We start from the raw sequence: 21,592 nt of genomic DNA on the forward strand, positions 1-21,592 counted from the left end.
TAAGTCTGTTCTGGGGGGCCTTGTGCCCCCCGATTTGTCTGGAGAATCCACAAAATGGCAAAAGAATTCAGCCGCGGTCAGCGCGTGGCACAAGAGATGCAAAAAGAGATTGCTATCATTTTGCAGCGTGAAGTCAAAGATCCGCGTGTCGGTATGGCTACCGTTTCTGGTGTAGAAGTTTCTCGTGATTTGGCTTACGCCAAAGTTTACGTCACCTTCCTGAACGTATTGACCGAAAATGCGGATCCGGATCTGGTGCCTAAAGGCATTAAAGCTCTGGAAGACGCTTCCGGTTACATCCGTACGCTGCTGGGTAAAGCCATGCGCCTGCGCGTAGTGCCTGAGCTGACCTTCGCTTACGACAACTCTCTGGTTGAAGGCATGCGCATGTCCAACCTGGTGACCAACGTAGTGAAGAATGACGCCGAACGCCGTACCGCATCAGGCGATGACGAGGAGGCTTAATGAGTCGCCCTCGTCGCCGCGGCCGTGATATCCACGGTGTCCTGTTGCTGGACAAACCGCAGGGCCTGTCATCCAACGACGCCCTGCAAAAAGTAAAGCGCCTCTATAACGCCAATCGCGCGGGTCACACCGGCGCGCTCGACCCGCTGGCGACCGGCATGCTGCCGATTTGCCTCGGTGAGGCGACCAAGTTTTCACAGTTCCTGCTCGACTCCGACAAACGCTATCGCGTGATTGCCCGACTGGGTCAACGTACCGATACCTCGGATGCCGATGGCCAGATTGTGCAGGAGCGGCCGGTGAATTTCACCCAGGTGCAGCTCGATGTGGCGCTGGACAGCTTCCGTGGCGATATCAAGCAGGTGCCTTCGATGTACTCGGCGCTGAAATACCAGGGCAAGAAACTCTATGAGTATGCTCGCCAGGGTATCGAAGTGCCGCGTGAAGCGCGCAGCATTATCGTTTACGAACTGCAGTTCATTCGCTGGGAAGGGGATGAGCTGGAGCTGGAGATTCACTGCTCAAAAGGCACTTACATCCGCACCATCACCGATGACCTCGGCGAGCTGCTGGGATGTGGCGCGCACGTGATTTACCTGCGTCGTTTGCAGGTGGCGACCTACCCGACCGAGCGCATGGTCACGCTGGAGCAGTTGAACGAATTGCTGGAGCAGGCCCATCGGCAGGAAATTGCCCCGGCAGAGTTGCTCGATCCGCTGCTGATGCCGATGGACAGCCCGGTGGAGAACTACCCGGAAGTGAATCTGCTGCCGGTCGTCGCCGGTTACGTTAAGCAGGGGCAGCCAGTGCAGGTTGCCGGCGCACCGGCCTCGGGCATGGTGCGTATCACCGAAGGTGAAGAGCGTAAATTTATCGGCGTGGGTGATATTGCCGATGACGGTCGCGTGGCACCGCGTCGCCTGGTCGTCGAATATTTCGACTAAGGGCAGAAAACGCACTGCCTTGCGATCGCACTGCGCTAAGAGTAGAATGGCGCAGCTTATGCATTGGGTTGCTGAATTAGAGATCGGCGCCTGTATTTATTATCTATAATCTGGAGTATGACAATGTCTCTAAGTGTTGAAGCTAAAGCTAAAATCGTAGCTGATTTCGGTCGTGGTACTAACGACAGCGGTTCTTCCGAAGTTCAGGTTGCCCTGTTGACTGCGCAGATCAACCATCTGCAAGGCCACTTCTCAGAGCACAAAAAAGATCACCACAGCCGTCGTGGTCTGCTGCGTATGGTTTCTCAGCGTCGTAAGCTGCTGGACTACCTGAAGCGTAAAGATGTAGCGCGTTACACCAGCCTGATCGAGCGTCTGGGTCTGCGTCGCTAATCAAGCGAGTTTCAGTGGAAAGGGGCCTATTTTGGCCCCTTTCTTCTAGGAAGCATAAGCAAATCAGGTTAATGTATTACTGATGTTTCCAAACAGGATCTTCCGTTACAGAGGTTCGCGCGGCTAATGAGAGGCTTTGTCTCAGGCTTGAGATAAGGATTGTCATTAGTCGCGAGGATGTAGTGAGAAGGCAAACCGAGTCACTGGCGTGTCGAGTCGTCAATACGATTGCGCGCCTAATCTAAGGATATAATTTTGCTGACACCGATCATTCGCAAATTCCAGTATGGCCAGCATACCCTCACTATTGAGACCGGTATGATGGCTCGTCAGGCCACTGCCGCCGTTATGGTAAGCATGGATGACACCGCAGTATTCGTTACCGTAGTTGGCCAGAAAAAAGCCAAACCAGGCCAGAGCTTCTTCCCACTGACGGTTAACTATCAGGAGCGTACCTACGCTGCTGGTCGTATCCCGGGTAGCTTCTTCCGTCGTGAAGGCCGTCCGAGCGAAGGTGAAACCCTGACCTCCCGTCTGATTGACCGTCCGATCCGTCCCCTGTTCCCGGACAGCTTCCTGAACGAAGTTCAGGTGATCGCGACCGTTGTTTCCCTTAACCCGCAGGTTAATCCGGACATCGTTGCGATGATCGGTGCCTCTGCTGCCCTGAGCCTGTCCGGTATTCCGTTCAATGGCCCAATCGGTTCTGCGCGCGTGGGTTACATCAACAATCAATACGTGCTGAACCCAACCAGCGACGAGCTGAAAGAAAGCAGCCTGGATCTGGTGGTTGCCGGTACCGCTGGCGCAGTACTGATGGTTGAATCCGAAGCTGACGTTCTGAGCGAAGATCAGATGCTGGGCGCGGTGGTCTTTGGCCACGAGCAACAGCAGATCGTTATCGAAAACATTAATTCCCTGGTTGCCGAAGCCGGCAAAGCCAAGTGGGACTGGCAGGCGCCTGCAGTCAACGAAGCGCTGCACGCGCGCGTTGCAGAACTGGCAGAAGGCCGCCTGGGCGACGCTTATCACATCATCGAAAAACAAGAGCGTTACGCTCAGGTAGATGCGATCAAGAGCAGCGTTGTTGAAACCCTGCTGGCGCAGGACGAAACCCTGGACGTGTCTGAAATTCAGGACATCCTGGGCAGCGTTGAGAAAAACGTCGTTCGTAGCCGCGTGCTGCGTGGCGAGCCGCGTATCGACGGCCGTGAAAAAGACATGATCCGTGGTCTGGACGTGCGCACCGGCGTACTGCCGCGTACCCACGGTTCCGCACTGTTCACCCGTGGTGAGACTCAGGCACTGGTTACCGCAACGCTGGGTACTGCCCGTGACGCGCAGAACCTGGATGAGCTGATGGGCGAGAAGACCGACAGCTTCCTGTTCCACTATAACTTCCCTCCGTACTCCGTTGGTGAGACCGGGATGGTAGGTTCGCCAAAACGTCGTGAAATTGGTCACGGTCGCCTGGCGAAACGTGGTGTATTGGCTATGATGCCTAAACCAGAAGATTTCCCGTACACGGTACGTGTGGTTTCTGAAATCACCGAATCCAACGGTTCTTCTTCCATGGCTTCCGTCTGTGGTGCTTCTCTGGCACTGATGGATGCAGGTGTGCCGATCAAGGCAGCCGTTGCCGGTATCGCAATGGGCCTGGTGAAAGAGCAAGATAACTTTGTTGTTCTGTCCGACATTCTGGGTGACGAAGACCACCTGGGCGACATGGACTTCAAAGTAGCCGGTAGCCGTGACGGTATTACCGCGCTGCAGATGGACATTAAAATTGAAGGCATCACCCGCGAAATCATGCAGGTTGCTCTGAACCAGGCCAAGGGCGCGCGTCTGCACATCCTGGGCGTGATGGAACAGGCTATCAGCACCCCGCGTGGCGATATCTCTCAGTTTGCACCACGTATCCACACTATCCGCATCAACCCGGACAAGATCAAGGACGTGATTGGTAAAGGCGGTTCTGTCATCCGTGCGCTGACTGAAGAGACCGGCACTACCATCGAAATCGAAGATGATGGTACAGTTAAAATCGCTGCTACCGACGGTGATAAAGCGAAATTCGCTATCCGCCGCATCGAAGAGATCACAGCCGAGATCGAAGTGGGCCGTATTTACCAGGGTAAAGTTACCCGTATCGTTGATTTCGGCGCATTCGTGGCGATCGGCGGCGGTAAAGAAGGTCTGGTGCACATCTCTCAAATCGCTGACAAGCGCGTTGAGAAAGTGACCGACTATCTGCAGATGGGTCAGGAAGTACCGGTTAAGGTACTGGAAGTTGACCGTCAGGGCCGTGTGCGTCTGAGCATCAAAGAAGCGACCGCACCAGAAGCAGGTTCACCTGCGCCTGAAGCAGAATAACTGTATAGATAGATTTACAGCTCCCGACCATGGGGTTGGGAGCTGTTCATATAGCGCGGGCAGGATGCCTGCGTATTAGCAAACGGATGAAAGGATGTTCATCCAATGTTTGTCTTCGGGAGTGGGAAATGAAGCCTTTCTTGCGCTGGTGTTACGTTGCGACAGCACTCATGCTGGCAGGATGCAGCAACCATGATTGGCGTAAAGACGAAGTTTTGGCGATCCCGTTGCAGCCAACTCTGCAGCAGGAAGTGATCCTGGCGCGCATGGAACAAATACTTGCCAGCCGGGCACTGACGGACGATGAGCGTGCGCAGCTTTTATATGAGCGCGGTGTACTGTATGATAGCCTCGGGCTACGTGCACTGGCGCGCAATGATTTCTCGCAAGCGCTGGCGATACGTCCTGATATGCCAGAAGTTTTCAACTACCTGGGCATTTACTTAACGCAGGCAGGCAATTTTGATGCTGCCTATGAAGCGTTTGATTCTGTACTAGAGCTTGATCCAACTTACAATTACGCGCGTTTAAACCGGGGCATCGCTCTTTATTATGGCGGCCGCTTTCCGTTGGCGCAGGATGATCTGCAGGCGTTTTATCAAGACGACCCAAACGATCCCTTCCGTTCGTTGTGGCTGTATCTTGTGGAAAGAGAAATCGATCCCAAGAAGGCTGACGTAGCGCTCCAGCAGCGTTATGACAAAGCGAACCGAGGGCAATGGGGATGGAATATTGTCGAATTCTACCTGGGCAACATCAGTGAAAAAACGCTGATGGAAAGGCTCAAGGCAGATGCAACGGATAACACTTCGCTCGCTGAGCATCTCAGTGAAACTGACTTCTATTTGGGTAAACACTACCTGAGTCTGGGGGACAAGGACACCGCTTCGGCGCTGTTCAAACTGACGGTTGCTAACAACGTTCATAACTTCGTTGAGCACCGCTATGCATTGTTGGAATTGGCGCTGTTGGGCCAAGAACAAGACGACCTATCGGAATCGGACCAGCAATAGCTGACGAACAACTATCAGCCTGATATACATTGGTTTTTTGCCAAAGTTATCGTCTTTACGGGCGAGGGCTTTTCTGTTCGTTTTATAATCTAATTTGAGCCGGTTCACACTTTTCAATGAAAATGACTGAAAATTTTCTCGACGAGTTATGTAGACTGGCTGCCATTATTAATGAGGCACGTGTACATGACTACTGAGCTTGAAACCTCCTTTGTTGACCTGGGGCTGTCTGCTCCGATCATTTCTGCCCTGACCGATCTGGGCTACGAAAAACCGTCACCGATCCAGGCTGAGTGTATTCCTCACCTGTTGAACGGCCGCGATGTGCTGGGCATGGCACAAACCGGTAGCGGTAAAACTGCAGCATTCTCGCTGCCACTGTTGCACAACCTGAAAGCCGATCTGAAAGCACCACAGATCCTGGTATTGGCACCGACCCGCGAACTGGCGGTTCAGGTTGCTGAAGCAATGACTGATTTCTCCAAACACATGCATGGCGTTAACGTTGTGGCCCTGTACGGCGGCCAACGTTATGACGTGCAGCTGCGTGCTCTGCGTCAGGGCCCGCAAATCGTAGTAGGGACTCCAGGCCGTCTGCTGGACCACCTGAAGCGTGGCACCCTGAACCTCTCCAGCCTGAGTGGCCTGGTGCTGGATGAAGCCGACGAAATGCTGCGCATGGGCTTTATCGAAGACGTAGAAACCATCATGGCGGAGATCCCGGCTGAACATCAGACCGCGCTGTTCTCTGCAACCATGCCGGAAGCTATCCGTCGCATTACCCGTCGCTTTATGAAAGATCCGCAGGAAGTGCGCATTCAATCCAGCGTCACTACCCGTCCGGACATCAGCCAGAGCTACTGGACTGCACAGGGCATGCGTAAAAACGAAGCGCTGGTGCGTTTCCTGGAAGCTGAAGACTTTGATGCGGCGATCATCTTCGTTCGTACCAAAAACGCGACTCTGGAAGTGGCTGAAGCGCTGGAGCGCAGCGGTTACAGCAGCGCCGCACTGAACGGTGACATGAACCAGGCCCTGCGTGAGCAGACTCTGGAGCGTCTGAAAGATGGTCGTCTGGACATCCTGATTGCGACCGACGTTGCTGCCCGTGGCCTGGACGTTGAACGTATCAGCCTGGTTGTAAACTACGATATCCCTATGGATTCCGAGTCTTACGTTCACCGTATCGGCCGTACCGGCCGTGCTGGTCGTGCCGGCCGTGCGTTGTTGTTCGTAGAAAACCGCGAACGCCGCCTGCTGCGCAATATCGAACGCACCATGAAGCTGACCATTCCAGAAGTTGAACTGCCAAATGCAGAACTGCTGGGTGAGCGTCGTCTGGCCAAGTTCGCCGCTAAAGTACAGCAACAGCTGGAAAGCAGCGATCTGGACATGTACCGTGGCCTATTGGCTAAACTGCAGCCAGGCGAAGAAGAGCTGGAAATGGAAACGCTGGCCGCAGCACTGCTGAAAATGGCACAGGGCGAACGCCCTCTGATCCTGCCACCGGATCCTGTGTTCAAACCACGTCAGCGTCGTGAGTTCAACGACCGTGACGATCGCGGTAACGACCGTCGTCGTGACGCACGTCCAGACAGCCGTGACGGTGGCGCTGAGCGTCCACGTCGTGAACGTCGTGACGTTGGCGAAATGCAGCTGTACCGCATTGAAGTGGGCCGTGATGATGGCGTTGAAGTTCGTCATATCGTTGGCGCGATCGCTAATGAAGGCGACATCAGCAGCCGTTACATTGGTAACATCAAGCTGTTTGCCGGTCACTCTACTATCGAGCTGCCAAAAGGTATGCCGGGCGAGATCCTGTCTCACTTCACCCGTACCCGCATCCTGAACAAGCCGATGAACATGCAACTGCTGGGCGATGCACAGCCGCATGAACGTCGTGAGCGTCCTGCACCTGCCGGTAATGGTGAGCGTCGTGGCGGTGGTCGTCCATTCAACGGCGAACGTCGTGAAGGGGCAAACCCAGGTCGTCGTTCTTTCGGTGATCGTCGTGAAGGCGGTGCTGCTGCACCTGCCGGCAACGGTGGCGAGCGTCGTGGCGGTAACTTCAACCGTGACGGCCAACGCGCACCACGTCGTGATGACGCCGCTCCGGCTGCACCACGTCGTCGCTTCGGTGATGCATAACGCCTGATTTAACCGTTCGCGGTTAATCGGACTAAAGACCAGCCTTCGGGCTGGTTTTTTTATGCCTGAAATTCACCGATAAGCAGGAGAAAATGGCGTATCATTTATAAGGTTTTTTCTTATGGATATTACGCACGGGAGATGCCATGAGTTGGCAGCAGTTCAAGTCTCAATACCTGGTGCGCTTTTGGGCACCTTTACCTGCGGTGATTGCCGCCGGGATCCTCTCTACCTACTACTTCGGTTTGACCGGGGCCTTCTGGGCGGTGACCGGCGAATTTACCCGCTGGGGCGGTCACGTCTTGCAGCTATTTGGCGCACATCCTGAGCAATGGGGTTACTTCAAGGTTATCGGCCTTGAGGGGACGCCGCTGCAGCGCATCGATGGCAGGATGATCATCGGCATGTTCGCCGGCTGCATCGCCGCCGCGCTGTGGGCTAACAACATCAAGCTGCGCCAGCCGCAGAACCGTATCCGCATTGTGCAGGCGCTACTGGGCGGTATCATTGCCGGTTTCGGTGCGCGTCTGGCAATGGGCTGCAATCTGGCGGCCTTCTTTACCGGCATTCCGCAGTTCTCGTTGCACGCCTGGTTCTTTGCGCTGGCGACCGCCGCGGGCTCTTATTTTGGTGCCAAATTTACCCTGTTGCCGATGTTCCGTATTCCAATCAAATTACAGAAGGTGAAGGCGGCCGCGCCGTTGACCCAAAAGCCTGAACAGGCGCGCCGTCGCTTCCGTTTGGGTATGGTGGTTTTCTGTCTGGCGATCGCCTGGTCTTTATGGACGCTGTTTGACGCACCGAAGCTGGGTATCGCCATGTTGTTTGGCATCGGTTTTGGCCTGCTGATTGAACGGGCGCAAATTTGTTTCACTTCAGCGTTCCGCGATCTGTGGATCAGCGGGCGTACCCATATGGCAAAGGCCATTATTCTCGGTATGGCCGCCAGCGCCATCGGCATTTTCAGTTACGCACAACTGGGCGTAGCACCCAAAATCATGTGGGCCGGCCCTAATGCGGTGCTTGGCGGGCTGCTGTTTGGTTTCGGCATAGTGTTGGCCGGCGGTTGCGAAACCGGCTGGATGTACCGTGCGGTCGAAGGGCAGGTGCATTACTGGTGGGTTGGTCTGGGCAATATCATTGGTGCCACGCTGCTGGCCTATTACTGGGACGATTTGGCCCCGACGCTGGTGACTGACTACGACAAGGTTAACCTGCTGGAGACCTTCGGCCCGATCGGCGGTCTGCTGGTGACCTACCTGCTGCTGGCAGTGGCGTTTGGCGCCATGCTGTGGTGGGAGAAACGCTTTTTCCGCGCCAAGCCCGACGCGCAGGTGGTTAATTTAAGGAGTGTCTCATGAAGCAGATAGCGATAGTGCCGGATTACCGGTTGGATATGCTGGGTGAGCCTTGCCCTTACCCGGCGGTGGCGACGCTGGAGGCCATGCCGCAGTTGAAGCCGGGGGAAATTCTCGAGGTGATCAGTGATTGCCCGCAGTCGATCAACAACATCCCGCTTGATGCGCGCAACCACGGCTACAAGGTACTGGATATCCAGCAGGATGGCCCCACTATCCGCTATCTGATCCAGCGCTAGCCAGGGGCGACTTAGGTCGCCCCATTTTATTGGGTTGCCCCCTCCAACAACCAAGACCGGTAGCCTGTATACCAGGATAAGCAAACACTGGTTCCCATTGAAATTGAGGCGGATACTGGGCACTCGATGGAACTGACTCAATGGATGAGAAAAATGAAAACACCACCACCGACTATCCGGCTGGGCCGCGCGGGATTGATTATCTTATTGGCTGGCCAATTGTTGCCGACGATCGATTTTTCTATCGTTAACGTCGGGCTGGATTCGATAGCACAATCGTTGGGCGCTACCCCAACACAGTTGGAACTGGTCGTTGCGGTATATGGCGTGGCGTTCGCTGTCTGTTTGGCGATGGGCGGGCGGCTGGGCGATAACCTGGGGCGGCGTACCATTTTCCTGTGGGGGGTACAAATCTTTGGCATAGCCTCGCTGATGTGCGGGCTAGCCAACTCGGTCTGGCTGTTGTTGGTTGCCAGGGTGCTGCAAGGTGTCGGTGCGGCTTTAATCGTGCCGCAAATTCTGGCCACCATCCACGTCGGCTTGCAGGGGCGCGATCACACCCGGGCACTGGGGTTATACGGAGCCATCGGCGGACTGGCATTTATCGTGGGTCAGGTGCTGGGCGGGTTGTTGATTACCTTTAACATTGGCGGCTATGGCTGGCGCAGCGTTTTTCTGATTAATATCCCGGTCTGCTTGCTGGTACTGGCCTGCACCTATCGTTGGGTACCCAATACCCGCGGTGAGAATAGAGTGAGCCTCGATCTGCCCGGTACGCTGCTGCTGGGGTTAACTATCGCCTGTCTGTTATTCCCGCTGGCGTTGGGGCCGGTGTTGCACTGGCCGTGGCAGTGCCTGTTGTTGCTGGCGGCCAGCATCCCCTTACTCTGGTTACTGTGGCGCGTCGAGCAGCGGCAGGAGCAACGGCATCAATCCCCGCTATTGCCGCCGGCGTTGCTACGTTTGCCGAGCGTGCGCTTCGGGCTGGTGCTCGCCATCCTGTTTTTCTCCTGCTGGAGCGGTTTTATGTTCGTGATGGCGCTGACATTGCAATCCGGCGCCGGGCTGAGTTCGTTCCAGTCAGGTAATGCCTTTATCGCGCTGGGCGCGGCCTTTTTTATTTCATCGTTGCTGAGCAGCAAGCTAGTGGAGCACTTCGGTGAGGTGCGCACGCTGGTGTTCGGTTGTTTGATGCAGATGCTGGGTTTATTGGCGCTAATGCTGACATTGAAACTGGTTTGGCCGCACCCGGGGGTATGGAACCTGATCCCGGCGACGGTGTTGGTCGGTTTCGGCCAGGCCTTTATCGTCAGCAGCTTTTTCCGTATTGGCCTGTCTGATGTCCCGACAGAGCATGCCGGTTCCGGTAGCGCGATGTTAACCACGGTACAACAGACCGCATTGGGGCTGGGGCCAATCCTGCTGGGGACGCTGTTGGTGCAAATGCTGCATCTGGTTCCGGGGGATTATCTGCACGCGGTGCTGGTTGCTATGGCGGCGGAGTTTTGCCTGATGCTGGTGCTGTTGGGCCGGACGCTGATATATCAACGGGCCGAACGTCAGCAGGGGCGGAAAGCGCTAAAACAGGTCTGATGGTGGTAGTCAAAGTGGGGGAAGGGGTTCCCCCACAGGCTCAATTACCCCTTCACCAAATCGCCTTTCACCCCGGCGACAATTTCAAACGAATGTAATCGCGCCTGATGGTCAAAGATCTGGCCGTTAACCATGATTTCATCCGCACCGGTTTCGTTCAGCAGCGTCTGCAACCCATGACGTACGGTGGTTTCATTGCCAATGACCGACATGCGCAGCGCCTGATCAACCCCGTATTGTTCTCCGGCGGTCCACAGTGCGTGGATATTGTCCACCGGTGCCGGAAGCGGGCCGGGCGAGCCGCGACGCAGATTGATAAACTGCTGCTGCATCGAGGTAAACAGGAAGCGTGCATCGGCATCACTGTCGGCGGCCACCACGTTGACGCATACCATGGCATGCGGCCGTTGGCATTGTTCGGAAGGTTTGAAGTTGTCGCGGTACAGGTTAAATGCCTGGAACAGCATCTCAGGGGCAAAGTGAGAGGCGAAGGCAAACGGCAGGCCAAGCTGGGCCGCCAATTGTGCGCTGTACAGGCTGGAGCCCAGCAGCCAGATCGGCACATGTAACCCCTGGCCGGGTACCGCCTGCACCGGCTGGCCCGGTTGTACTTCACCAAAGTAATGTTGCAGTTCCTGCACGTCGCGCGGGAAGTTATCCACTTCACCGGACAGATGACGACGCAATGCCATCATGGTGCGTTGGTCAGTGCCGGGGGCACGGCCCAGACCCAGATCGATACGCCCAGGGTACAGCGACTCCAGCGTACCGAACTGCTCGGCAATCACCAACGGCGCATGGTTGGGCAGCATCACACCACCGGAGCCAAGGCGGATACTCTGGGTACCGGCGGCCAGATAGCCCAGCAGCACCGAGGTTGCCGCGCTGCCAATACCGGTCATATTGTGATGTTCTGCCAACCAATAGCGTTGATAGCCCCATTTTTCGGCATGTTGTGCTAAATCTAAAGAAGCGTGAAAAGCGTCGCGTGGTTTGGCCCCTTGCGGAATGGGGGATAAATCCAGTACCGAAACCGGCACCGTAGTTTTTTCAGTCATGATATCGTCCATCAAAGAGTTGATCGCTTAAAGGGCGATTGCAGGGTTCTGCAAACTACAAAGCAAAATGTGCTTTTAGTGTTAAAAGCATAATCCAATTTATGGTTATAAAAGAGGATATATGTGCTTGCTATATCCTTATGAGTAAAATGGTTTTTTTTGGGAGCCGATTGAAATATGGACGTGATGATTCCACCTGCCGCTTATCGCTCAGGGAGCTGAGAGAATGAAGAAAAAGACGTTGTTTACCTTATTGTTGATGGTGGTGGCGATCGCCATGGCGATCTTGTTCCGGGCGCATAATCAGGATTTGTTATTGCAGGGGGAAGTGGACGCGCCGGAGGTGATCGTGGCCTCCAAGGCCAAGGGCCGGGTGGTTGAACGCCTGGTTGAGCGTGGTGACGACGTGAAAGCCGAACAGGTGATGATCCAGCTCGATAGCCCGGAACTGATGGCCCAGCTACGTTCCGCCCAGGCGTCGCGCGATGAAGCCAAAGCGCAGCTCGACCAATCGCTGCACGGCACGCGTGAAGAAAGCATCCGTAATCTGCGTGCCAATCTGGCGCAGGCCGAGGCGCAATACCGCAACGCGCAGAACGACTACAACCGTAACCTGAGCGTTTCCGGCAAAGGGTATATTTCGAAGTCCGAGTTGGACAGCTCGCGCCGTGCGCGCGACACCGCATTCCAACAGGTGCAGGCGGCCAAGGCCAACCTGGACGAAGGCACGAATGGCGACCGTATCGAACTGCGGCAACAGTACGCCGCAGCGCTGCGGGCGGCGGAAGAAAACCTGCTGCAAGTGAAGGCTCAGACTGACGACCTGCGGGTTTTAGCCCCGGTGGCCGGTGAGGTTGGGCCGATCCCGGCGGAGGTCGGGGAATTGTTGAACGCCGGCAGCCCGTTGCTGACGCTGATCCGCGTTCCGGATGCCTACTTCGTCTTTAACCTGCGTGAAGACATCCTGGCTCATGTACGCAAGGGCGATAAGGTGCAGATGCGGGTACCGGCGCTGAAGGACAAAATGATCGAAGCGGAAGTGCGCTATATTGCGCCGCTGGGCGATTACGCCACCAAACGCGCCACTCGTGCTACCGGTGACTTCGACCTGAAAACCTTTGAAGTGCGTCTGTATCCGTCACAGCCGGTGGAAGGCCTGCGTCCAGGGATGAGCAGCTTATGGCTATGGAAAGAGTAAGGGCCGGTTGGCGCTGCTTCAGTCACGCGTTTGACAACGAGTGCCGCGTCGCCTTCCGCAGCCCGGTAATACACTGGCTGAGCTGGATTTTCCCGCTGATGCTGTTTGGCCTGGTCAGCAGCAATTTTTCGGAAGGGACCTTGCTGGATCTGCCGGTGTCGGTGGTGGATAACGATCACAGCTCGTTGTCCAAATCGCTGACGCGCCGACTGGATGCCGGTTCTCATGCTCACGTCGAGCTGTATGACGGCGGGCTGAATGAATCGCTGTATCGTCTGCGTAGTGCGCAGGATTACGCGCTGTTGTACGTACCGCCGGACTTTGAAGCCAATGCATTGGCGGGCAAACAGCCGAGCGTGGTGATGTATTACAACGCGTTGTTCTATGGTGCCGGGCTGTATTCCACGCAGGATTTCAGCGGGCTGATGACAGAAATCAACGCTGGCTACCGCAGCATTATCGCCGCCGAGATGGGCAAGACGCTGCCGCCGTTGGCGGACGTGACGCTGTCGTACGGCAGTTTATTCAATGCCAGCGGCAGTTATATTTATTACCAGCAGTTTGCCGCGACTATCCATTTGCTGCAGCTGTTTGTGGTGACCTGCATGATCTACGTGTTGGCACGCAGCAAATCGCTGTTGAAGGCCCGGCCATTCAGCCTGGCACTGCTGGGAAAACTGGCCCCTTATACCCTGTGTTTCACCAGCCTGCTGATGGTTGAAATTGCCGCGCTGGTGGGGATTTTTGACGCCCGCGTCAGCGGCAATCCGCTGTTTATGCTGATGATAGCTTTCTTTTACGTGATGGCGGCGCAGAGCATCGGCTTGCTGCTGTTTACCTTTACCAGCAGTATTATCACCGCCTACAGCCTGATCGCCATTCTGGTCAGTATTGCACTGACATTCTCGGGGATGGCGGTACCGGAACTGTCGATGCCGTTGCCGGCACGAATCATCTCCAATATTGAGCCGTTAACCCACGCGCTGTACGCGATGTTTGACGTGTTCCTGCGGCAGGTTCCGGCCAGCGCCATCTTCAGCGTTTGTGCGTTACTGTCCGTTTACCCGTTGGTGACGGCATTCCTGGTGCGTAACCGGCTGTTGCCGCGGCTGCTGAAGGAAGGGGGCGCAGGATGAAAATCTACTGGCAAACCTTCGTCCGGGTGCTGCTTGGCATGCTGGAGAGACCGATGTGGCTGATGCTGATCCTGTCTCTGTGCGTCATGAGCATGGTCTATGCCAACAGGACGGTGTGGGATCTGCCGGTCGGCGTGATTGATCAGGACCATAGCACCGCCAGCCGCCAATTGATCCGCCAACTGGACGCTACTTCTAAAATCTCCATAGTGACCTACGACAGTCTTGAGCAGGCAAAACTTGATCTCGGTTGGCGCAAGTTGTTTGCGGTGATCATCATGCCGGTGGATCTGGAGAAGAAGATCCTGAGCGGCCGAAATATCGTGGTGCCGGTCTATGGTGACGCCACCAACCGACTGGCCAACGGCCAGATCCAGCAGGACGTGGTCGCGGCCTATCAGCAGCTGCTGAACCAGTACAACAACGGCTTGCTGCTGCGCAGCGGTTTCAGCGAACGTCAGGCGCAGGTGATCCTGACGCCAATACAAGGGCAAACGCTGGACGTGTTCAACCCGGGCATCAGCTTTGCGGCGATCATCTTCCCCGGCTTGCTGGTGATGCTGTTGCAGCACTCGTTATTGATTGCCTGTGTCCGCGTCAGCATTGCCATGAAGAGCATCCCCGGCGGCAAGCCACCGTTGGCGGCCCACTTGGGCGGGCTGACGGCGCTGCTACCGATCTGGCTATTCCTGTCTATCGTGCTGTTTGTCCTGTGGCCGTGGGTGTTGGGCTATCGTCAGACGGCGGGCATTGCAGAAATTTTGCTGCTGACCTTCCCGTTCCTGTTGGCGGTACTGGGGCTGGGCAAATTGGTCACCGAATGCCTGCGCAGCGTAGAGATGATCTACCTGACGCTGGCGTTTATCACCACGCCGATATTCTACCTCTCCGGTACCATCTGGCCGCTGCAGGCGATGCCGGCCTGGGTGCGGGCGATTTCCTACTGTATTCCCTCCACCTGGGCCACCAAGGCCATTGCCGGGGTTAACCAAATGGGCTTGTCGCTCAATGAAGTCTGGGGCGACGTGGCGATGTTGCTGGTGTTGGGGATTATTTACACCCTGCTGGGCGTCGGGGTGGGTTTTGTGCGCAACAGCGTGGCGCTGCGCAGCCTGCTCCGCAAACGGACAAGTTAATTCAGAGGGCCTGAAGCCATGTTTCCTTGACCCTTAACAAGGTGTGCAGGCCCGCGCTCTCGCATAATCACGCCCGTGGATCCTCTTACTGGTGTGATGATATGGCTTACCAACTGAACCTGAACTGGCCCGAGTTTTTAGAGAAATACTGGCAGAAAAAACCTGTGGTTTTGAAAAATGCCTTCCCGAACTTTGTTGACCCTATCACGCCAGACGAACTGGCGGGGCTGGCGATGGAGCCGGAAGTTGACAGCCGTCTGGTCAGCCAGACAAAAGGTCAATGGCAGGCCAGCCACGGTCCGTTTGAACATTTCGATGACCTCGGCGAAACCGGCTGGTCCTTGCTGGCGCAGGCGGTTAACCATTGGCATGCGCCCTCAGCCGAGCTGGTGCGCCCGTTTCGCGTCTTGCCGGACTGGCGTCTGGATGACCTGATGATCTCCTTCTCGGTGCCGGGCGGCGGTGTGGGGCCACACATCGACAACTATGATGTGTTTATCATTCAGGGGATGGGCAGCCGTCGCTGGCGCGTGGGTGATGCCTTGCCGATGCGCCAGTTCTGCCCGCATCCGGCGCTGCTGCACGTTGATCCGTTCGAGCCGATCATTGATGAAGATCTGGAGCCGGGCGACATCCTGTACATCCCGCCGGGCTTCCCGCATGACGGCTTCACCCATGAAACTGCGCTCAACTATTCCGTGGGTTTCCGTGGGCCAAATGACCGCGACCTGATCAGCAGTTTTGCCGACTACGCACTGGAAAACGATCTGGGTGGCACGCACTACAGCGATCCTGATTTAACCCTGCGTGAACATCCGGGACGGGTAGAGGAATATGAGCTTGAGCGCCTGCGCACAATGATGGTCGAAATGATCAGCAAGCCGGAAGACTTTAAGCAGTGGTTTGGCCGCTTTGCCACCACGCCACGTCATGAGCTGGATATTGCGATGGCGGAGCCGCCTTATGAAGCGCAAGAGGTGCTGAGTGCGCTGATGGAAGGTGAAACCCTGACTCGTTTGAGCGGCTTGCGTGTGCTGCACATCGGCGACAGCTTCTTTATCAACAGCGAGCGTCTGGACACCGTGGACGCTCGCGCGGCCGATGCACTGTGTCGTTATACCGAACTGGGCCGGCAGGAACTGGGCGATGCGTTGCAAAACCCGGCGTTTGTGGCTGAGCTGACGGAGCTGATGAATCAGGGTTACTGGTTCTTTAAAGAGTAGTTGCCGCTGCCTGCTTAGTTGCCGGGTGGCGTTATGCTTACCCGGCCTGCAAAAAAATTCCGTTGCCTGCCGGTGGCAGGCTGTTTGATTACGACACCAGTTCCAGCCCGGCAACTCGCCGCCAGTAACCGTTGCAGTCGACCTGATCGGTGAGCGTTAATGGTTGAGTACCTTGCTCATTGGTGCGGAAGCGCTCGACCAGCGCCAGCGTCTCGGTGCCCTGTGGCGAAAGACGCACAATGTCCACCAACCCCTGCATGCTGGTCAACTCGTTGCCCAGGTTGTAGCAGTAGCCGCTCATGGTCTGAATGCCGTTAAGCACAAATACCTGCTGCTGTTCTTGCGAACGCATCAATCGCCCCTGCGGGTATTTGATGCAGCAGGTTTCGCATTCGTCCTTGGCGCGGTCTTCCGAACGTGCGGTGAAGCAGCGCGCCGAATAGGCCAGCGGCAGGTGACCGTAGCTCAACACTTCCACCTCAAACTGCTGGCGGAAACCCAGCTCGTCACACTGTTCCAGCAGTTTGGCCAGCCAGTCGCGGGACAGCTCGACCGGCATGCACCAGCGCGTCATGCCCTGGCGGTGCAGCAGGCGCAGGGTGTAGGCGTTGTAGCAGTTCAGCGCATGACCGGCAACAAACGGCAGGCGGCGCTCGGCCGCCATGTTCACGGTACCCAGATCGTTGGCCTCAATCAGGAATTCCCCGTTTTCCACATAGCGCTTCAGTTCGTTCAGTTCGGACGGTGCCTGCAGCAGTGCCAGGGTGGAGAGCACCACCTGTTTACCGCTGCGGGCAATCTCTTGCGCCAGTGCCAGCCAGTCGCCGACCTTCATTTCGCGCCGCTTGGTGCAGACGCTTTCACCGAGGTAAATAATCTCCGCGCTGCTGCTTACCGCCTGCCGGTAGAACTCTTCGACCTCGGTTTTCGGCCAATAATACTGCACCGGGCCTAATGCGTATTTCATGTTTCCTCCTACTGCCATTTACGGTGATAAGCACCGAGCGTGGTTTGGGTGCCTTCGGACACCGCACCCAGGGCTTCCATCCAGCTGGCGTCGGCCTGATAGGCGGCCGGGTCGGCCTGGCAGCGGTCGATGGCCTGCCGCCAGACACGGGCCACCTGACTCACATAGGCCGGGCTGCGTTGGCGGCCTTCAATCTTCACCGAAGCAATATTGGCAGCCAGCAGTTCCGGCAGCAGTTCCAGCGTATTGAGGCTGGTGGGTTCTTCCAGCGCGTGATAGCGCACGCCATCGACCAGATAGCGACCCTTGCACAGCGTGGGGTAGCCGGCATTCTCATCGTCGCGATAACGGTCGATCAGCACGCCATTCAGGCGTGACTCCATGCCCTGCGCCGTTTGCTGCCAGCGCACGTAGCGTGCCGGTGAACAGGCCCCGACGGTGTTGGGGGACTCGCCGGTCAGATAAGAGGAGAGGTAGCAGCGTCCCTCGGCCATGATGCACAGGCTGCCGAAGGCGAAGACTTCCAGCGGCACCGGGCTGGTACGAGCCAGCTGCTTGACCTGGTGCATCGACAGCACGCGCGGCAGCACTACCCGGCTGACATCGAAATGGCGCTGGTAGAAGCGGATCGCTTCTTCGTTGGTGGCGGATGCCTGCACCGAGACGTGGCGCTCCAACTGCGGGTAACGTTCGGCGGCGTATTCCAGCATCGCCAAATCAGCCAGGATCAGCACGTCAGCCCCCAGTTGTGCCGCCATATCCACCGCACGCTGCCAGCGGACATAGCCGTCCGGGTGGGCGAAGGTATTGATGGCGATATGCAGTTTGCGGTTATGGCGATGCACATACTCGACCGCTTCCTGCAGCTTTTTCTCGGTAAAGTTGAGACCGGCAAAGTGGCGGGCGTTGGTATCATCTTTCAGGCCGATATACACGGCGTCGGCACCGTTATCCACCGCAGCCTTCAGGGCCGGCAGATTACCGGCGGGACAAAGCAGCTCCATAGATTTATCCTGACTCCAAGGGTTGCCGGTGACCCTTTCAACCGGCAAACGCTAATCGGGAGGCAATTTTAGTGAAAGCCTGCTTAACAGGTTTTGATTTGAGGCAGCTTCTGGCGTATTGATAAAGCTGGCGCTGAAATACACTATTTGTTGATATAGAGCGCTGCAGCCACGTATCACTGTGGCAAAATAGCGCATCTGTGTTGAAAGGAGTGAACGACAGTGTTGGAACAATTAAGAGCGCGCATTGTGCGCCAGGGGCCGTCGTTGCTGCGTGTACCGCTAAAATTCACGCCGTTTGCCTTGCAGCGCCAGCTTCTGGAACAGGTACTGGGCTGGCAATTTCGTCAGGCGCTGGCAGATGGCGATCTGGAATTTCTTGAATCGCGCTGGTTGAAGATCGAAGTTCGCGATCTGGCGCTACACTGGTTTATGACGGTAGAAAACGACAAACTGGTTGTCAGCCAACACGCCGAAGCTGATGTCAGCTTCAGCGGCGACGCCAACGATCTGATACTGATCGCCGCGCGTAAGCAAGATCCCGATACGCTGTTCTTTCAGCGTCGGCTGCAGATTGAAGGGGACACCGAATTGGGCCTGTATGTAAAAAATCTGATGGATGCCATCGAGCTGGAAGCCATGCCTGCACCATTGCGCATTGGCCTGCTGCAACTGGCCGAATTTGTGGAAGCAGGGCTGCAGGAGGGCACGGTGCAAACTTCCCGTGTGCCGGCAACATGTTAATCCGCGTAGAAATTCCGGTAGATGCGGCGGGTATTGATGCCCTGCTGCGTCGCGCCTTTGGGCGAGATGATGAAGCCGATCTGGTGCAACAACTGCGCGAAGACGGCTTGCTGACGTTGGGCATTGTCGCCACCGACGACGAAGGCGGCGTGGTAGGTTATGCCGCGTTCAGCCCGGTGGATGTCGCCGGTGAGGATCGCCAATGGGTCGGTCTGGCACCACTGGCGGTGGACGAAAGTCTGCGTCGCCAGGGGCTGGGTGAAAAACTGATTTATGAAGGCCTGGATGCACTGAATGAGTTCAGCTATGCCGCAGTGGTGGTGTTGGGCGACCCGGCTTACTACGGCCGCTTTGGCTTTAAACCGGCCGCAGCCTATGGTCTGCAGTGCCGCTGGCCAGATACCGAGGCCGCGTTCCAGGTTTACCCACTGGCGGAAGATGCATTGGTCGACGTTAGCGGGGCGGTGGAATACTCCGAGCCGTTTAACCGGCTTTAACCTCAACCTCCGGCAGTAAATAATCCAACGAAAGAGGCGGGTGACTCACCAGCCTCTCTTTTTGCGTTTTGCTCAGTTGCTTGACTCGATATTCCAGCCTCAGCGCTTTTGAGCGATCCCCCACCTGACACTGAAACGCCAGCACCAATTCTCCTTTACCCCGTAGCGCCTTGGCCCCTTTGCCCGCCTGATGTTGCGCCAGCCGCCGCGCCACGTCGGTAGTAATACCGGTATACAGCATGCCGCTGGGCATGCGGAGCATGTAGAGATGCCAGACACTGGTGTTGGTCATATAAGTTCCTGCAAAGAATTGAGTGTTACTATAGGCAACCCGGCCCCATCGCTGAACCCTTTTTTTCTGACTTAATTTAATTTATTGATTTTTAATGTCTTTAATCTGAAGGCGAAAAAAGCCTTTTTGACCAAATAGCGATGTTACTCTTCAACAATCAGCCAATTAGCGCTAATCTTCAACGGTTCACTGCCGTGCAGGCAGCTTAGAAAGCAAACGCATCTCCATCCCGGAAGAATTGGATGTTCACTGCCGTACAGGCAGCTTAGAAATGCTGCAAGCGTCTGCCTTGGCCGTTGGCTTGGTTCACTGCCGCACAGGCAGCACAAGAAAGCCGTTCTGGATAATGATATGCAGCAACTTTGGTGGCCAGGGACAGAATATGATGGCATGTTCTCCAGCGTATTCCCATCCCCGGCCGCTTGTGCGTTACTGCTGTGAGCCTTTTTTCCCCACCATTTCGAAACGGGGTGAAACCATACCGTACAGCGTCCAACCGAGGAAGGTGGCGATAGCGCCCCACATCATCGCTTCTTCACCGGAACTGTAGAGAGCATAGAAGCTGTACAGTGCGCCAATGCCGGCAATGATGTTGGCAATTCGCGCTTTTTTCTCCGGCACTTTCGCCACTTTCTGAATAATGATCAGCGCCGCCATCGACAAGATATAAGGGATGATATTGGTCACCACCGCCAGATTCACCAGCACGTTGAACTGTTTATTTAGCGACGGGCTGATGGTCATCAGCGACAGCACGCTCTGGATCACCACGATGGTCAGCATACCTTTGACCGGTGCGTCGGCCTTGCTGAGTTTGGAGAAAATTTTCGGGAAGAAGCCGCTGTCGGCAGAGGATTTGAACACCTGAGCGATGGTGAACTGCCAGCCCAGCAGTGAGCCGACGCAGGACATGATCATCAGAGCCATGATGATCTTGCCGACCGTTGGGTTAAACATGTGGGAAAACGCCAGCCCAAATGGCGCGGTTGAGTTGGCCAGGTCCATATTCGGCACGATACCGGCGATCACGTTGGTTGAAACGATATAGATGACTGCCGCGCTGAGGGTACCGCCCAATACGGCGATCGGCACGTTCCGTTCCGGATTCTCCACCACGTCGGTGTTGGCGCAGGCGGACTCCAGGCCCAGGAATGCCCACAGCGTCATGGAGATAGAGGCGCCAACGGCTTCAAATGTCGGCACCGAGTGCGGGTTCCAGGCGGCGATATAGGCGCTGCCGCTGAACCAGTGCCAGCCGATGATTGAGATCCCCACCACCGGGATAATCACGCCCCAGACGGTGATGCCGCTGATTTTCCCGGTCAGGCGTGCCCCGCCGAAGTTGGCGACGGTAGCCAGCCATAACACGCCGATGGTGGCGATACAGATCCCCAGCGGCGACAGGTTGGCACCAAACAGCTCGGTGCCATAACCGACGGCGGAAATGGCGATGGCGATGTTGGCAATCAGCAACGACACCCCGTAGGTGTAGTTCGCCATGAAATTGCCCGATTTACCGAAAGCGTATTCGGCATATCCGCCCATACCGCCGGATTTGCGGCTGAACATGCCGCATTTGGCGAAGGCATAGGCCAGCGCCATTGAGCCCACGGCGGTCACCAGCCAGGAAACGATAGAAATAGTACCCACTTCGGCCAGCTTGGTGGGCAGCATAATTATGCCGGAACCCATCATGTTGACCGCCGTCAGGATCGTTAACTGCACGACCCCCATTTTATTATTGGACTTACTCATGATCATTTTCTCTTTTATAATGCGATCCGGGCGGTGAATAAAATTCACCGCCTTGT

21 protein-coding genes are annotated in these 21,592 nt (G+C 56.2%); 16 read left to right on the forward strand and 5 right to left on the reverse strand.

Features of this window, described 5'->3' with window-relative positions; translation table 11 throughout:
- Positions 1 to 54: 54 nt before the first annotated feature.
- The 10 genes from rbfA to E5C26_RS02240 all read left to right on the forward strand — a co-directional run bounded on the left by rbfA (position 55) and on the right by E5C26_RS02240 (position 10,526).
- Entirely contained in the window at positions 55 to 465 is a 411-nt protein-coding gene (gene rbfA, locus E5C26_RS02190; protein WP_135314861.1) for a 30S ribosome-binding factor RbfA, read from the forward strand.
- Positions 465 to 1,409, forward strand: a complete 945-nt coding sequence (truB, locus tag E5C26_RS02195) for a tRNA pseudouridine(55) synthase TruB (protein WP_135314862.1) — start codon at positions 465 to 467, stop codon at positions 1,407 to 1,409. The genes rbfA and truB overlap by 1 nt, the downstream gene beginning before the upstream one ends.
- Positions 1,410 to 1,532: 123 nt before the next feature.
- Complete coding sequence (rpsO, locus tag E5C26_RS02200) at positions 1,533 to 1,802, forward strand: 30S ribosomal protein S15 (RefSeq protein WP_012004950.1); 270 nt, start codon at positions 1,533 to 1,535, stop codon at positions 1,800 to 1,802.
- A 255-nt stretch (positions 1,803 to 2,057) separates the two neighbouring features.
- Positions 2,058 to 4,175 (forward strand): polyribonucleotide nucleotidyltransferase, encoded by a 2,118-nt coding sequence (gene pnp, locus E5C26_RS02210; RefSeq protein ID WP_135314863.1) that lies wholly within the window; start codon positions 2,058 to 2,060, stop codon positions 4,173 to 4,175.
- Between the two features lie 128 nt (positions 4,176 to 4,303).
- Positions 4,304 to 5,188 carry a lipoprotein NlpI gene (nlpI, locus tag E5C26_RS02215; protein WP_012004952.1) on the forward strand — a complete coding sequence of 295 codons (885 nt, stop codon included), beginning with the start codon at positions 4,304 to 4,306 and terminating at the stop codon, positions 5,186 to 5,188.
- Positions 5,189 to 5,310: 122 nt separating this feature from the next.
- Positions 5,311 to 5,385, forward strand: coding sequence for a protein YrbN (gene yrbN / locus E5C26_RS24970; RefSeq protein ID WP_223499600.1), 75 nt, complete (start codon positions 5,311 to 5,313; stop codon positions 5,383 to 5,385).
- A complete protein-coding gene (locus tag E5C26_RS02225) occupies positions 5,375 to 7,336 on the forward strand; it encodes a DEAD/DEAH family ATP-dependent RNA helicase (protein WP_135314864.1) in 1,962 nt (653 codons plus the stop codon). Before yrbN ends, E5C26_RS02225 begins: the two co-directional genes overlap by 11 nt.
- A gap of 146 nt (positions 7,337 to 7,482) precedes the next feature.
- Positions 7,483 to 8,697 (forward strand): selenium metabolism membrane protein YedE/FdhT, encoded by a 1,215-nt coding sequence (gene yedE / locus E5C26_RS02230; RefSeq protein ID WP_135314865.1) that lies wholly within the window; start codon positions 7,483 to 7,485, stop codon positions 8,695 to 8,697.
- Positions 8,694 to 8,933 (forward strand): sulfurtransferase-like selenium metabolism protein YedF, encoded by a 240-nt coding sequence (gene yedF, locus E5C26_RS02235; protein ID WP_135314866.1) that lies wholly within the window; start codon positions 8,694 to 8,696, stop codon positions 8,931 to 8,933. The genes yedE and yedF overlap by 4 nt, the downstream gene beginning before the upstream one ends.
- A gap of 153 nt (positions 8,934 to 9,086) precedes the next feature.
- On the forward strand, positions 9,087 to 10,526 hold the full coding sequence (locus E5C26_RS02240; RefSeq protein ID WP_135314867.1) for an MFS transporter: 1,440 nt from the start codon (positions 9,087 to 9,089) through the stop codon (positions 10,524 to 10,526).
- 44 nt (positions 10,527 to 10,570) lie between these two features.
- Here E5C26_RS02240 and E5C26_RS02245 read toward each other — a convergent pair whose 3' ends face one another.
- Complete coding sequence (locus tag E5C26_RS02245) at positions 10,571 to 11,584, reverse strand: luciferase-like monooxygenase (protein ID WP_206194224.1); 1,014 nt, start codon at positions 11,582 to 11,584, stop codon at positions 10,571 to 10,573.
- Positions 11,585 to 11,810: 226 nt separating this feature from the next.
- On the opposite strand from E5C26_RS02245, the gene E5C26_RS02250 reads away from it, so the two are divergent.
- From E5C26_RS02250 to E5C26_RS02265, 4 genes are all read left to right on the forward strand, one after another.
- A complete protein-coding gene (locus tag E5C26_RS02250) occupies positions 11,811 to 12,782 on the forward strand; it encodes an HlyD family secretion protein (RefSeq protein ID WP_135314869.1) in 972 nt (323 codons plus the stop codon).
- Positions 12,764 to 13,918 carry an ABC transporter permease gene (locus E5C26_RS02255; RefSeq protein WP_135314870.1) on the forward strand — a complete coding sequence of 385 codons (1,155 nt, stop codon included), beginning with the start codon at positions 12,764 to 12,766 and terminating at the stop codon, positions 13,916 to 13,918. Before E5C26_RS02250 ends, E5C26_RS02255 begins: the two co-directional genes overlap by 19 nt.
- On the forward strand, positions 13,915 to 15,054 hold the full coding sequence (locus E5C26_RS02260) for an ABC transporter permease (protein ID WP_135314871.1): 1,140 nt from the start codon (positions 13,915 to 13,917) through the stop codon (positions 15,052 to 15,054). Before E5C26_RS02255 ends, E5C26_RS02260 begins: the two co-directional genes overlap by 4 nt.
- A gap of 101 nt (positions 15,055 to 15,155) precedes the next feature.
- The gene (locus E5C26_RS02265; protein ID WP_135314872.1) at positions 15,156 to 16,277 is read left to right on the forward strand and encodes a ribosomal protein uL16 3-hydroxylase; all 1,122 of its coding nucleotides are present in this window, start codon (positions 15,156 to 15,158) and stop codon (positions 16,275 to 16,277) included.
- A gap of 88 nt (positions 16,278 to 16,365) precedes the next feature.
- On the opposite strand, the gene E5C26_RS02270 is transcribed toward E5C26_RS02265, so the two are convergent.
- Both E5C26_RS02270 and ubiU read right to left on the reverse strand, forming a co-directional pair.
- Positions 16,366 to 17,244 carry a U32 family peptidase gene (locus tag E5C26_RS02270; protein ID WP_135314873.1) on the reverse strand — a complete coding sequence of 293 codons (879 nt, stop codon included), beginning with the start codon at positions 17,242 to 17,244 and terminating at the stop codon, positions 16,366 to 16,368.
- Between the two features lie 8 nt (positions 17,245 to 17,252).
- Positions 17,253 to 18,248 (reverse strand): ubiquinone anaerobic biosynthesis protein UbiU, encoded by a 996-nt coding sequence (gene ubiU / locus E5C26_RS02275; protein WP_135314874.1) that lies wholly within the window; start codon positions 18,246 to 18,248, stop codon positions 17,253 to 17,255.
- 222 nt (positions 18,249 to 18,470) lie between these two features.
- Between ubiU and ubiT the strand changes: the two genes are divergently transcribed.
- Together ubiT and E5C26_RS02285 are read left to right on the forward strand one after the other, a co-directional pair.
- Positions 18,471 to 18,992: a ubiquinone anaerobic biosynthesis accessory factor UbiT gene (gene ubiT / locus E5C26_RS02280; RefSeq protein WP_135314875.1), complete on the forward strand. Its 522-nt coding sequence runs from the start codon at positions 18,471 to 18,473 to the stop codon at positions 18,990 to 18,992.
- Positions 18,986 to 19,489 carry a GNAT family N-acetyltransferase gene (locus E5C26_RS02285; protein ID WP_135314876.1) on the forward strand — a complete coding sequence of 168 codons (504 nt, stop codon included), beginning with the start codon at positions 18,986 to 18,988 and terminating at the stop codon, positions 19,487 to 19,489. Before ubiT ends, E5C26_RS02285 begins: the two co-directional genes overlap by 7 nt.
- Here E5C26_RS02285 and E5C26_RS02290 read toward each other — a convergent pair.
- Together E5C26_RS02290 and potE are read right to left on the reverse strand one after the other, a co-directional pair.
- Positions 19,476 to 19,781, reverse strand: coding sequence for a GIY-YIG nuclease family protein (locus tag E5C26_RS02290; protein WP_167796597.1), 306 nt, complete (start codon positions 19,779 to 19,781; stop codon positions 19,476 to 19,478). The two genes, E5C26_RS02285 and E5C26_RS02290, sit on opposite strands and share 14 nt — an antisense overlap.
- Positions 19,782 to 20,210: 429 nt before the next feature.
- Positions 20,211 to 21,536, reverse strand: coding sequence for a putrescine-ornithine antiporter (gene potE / locus E5C26_RS02295; protein WP_135314877.1), 1,326 nt, complete (start codon positions 21,534 to 21,536; stop codon positions 20,211 to 20,213).
- Positions 21,537 to 21,592: the final 56 nt, after the last annotated feature.

It is taken from the genome of Serratia proteamaculans, from assembly GCF_004684015.1.
Taxonomy (GTDB): domain Bacteria; phylum Pseudomonadota; class Gammaproteobacteria; order Enterobacterales; family Enterobacteriaceae; genus Serratia; species Serratia proteamaculans_F.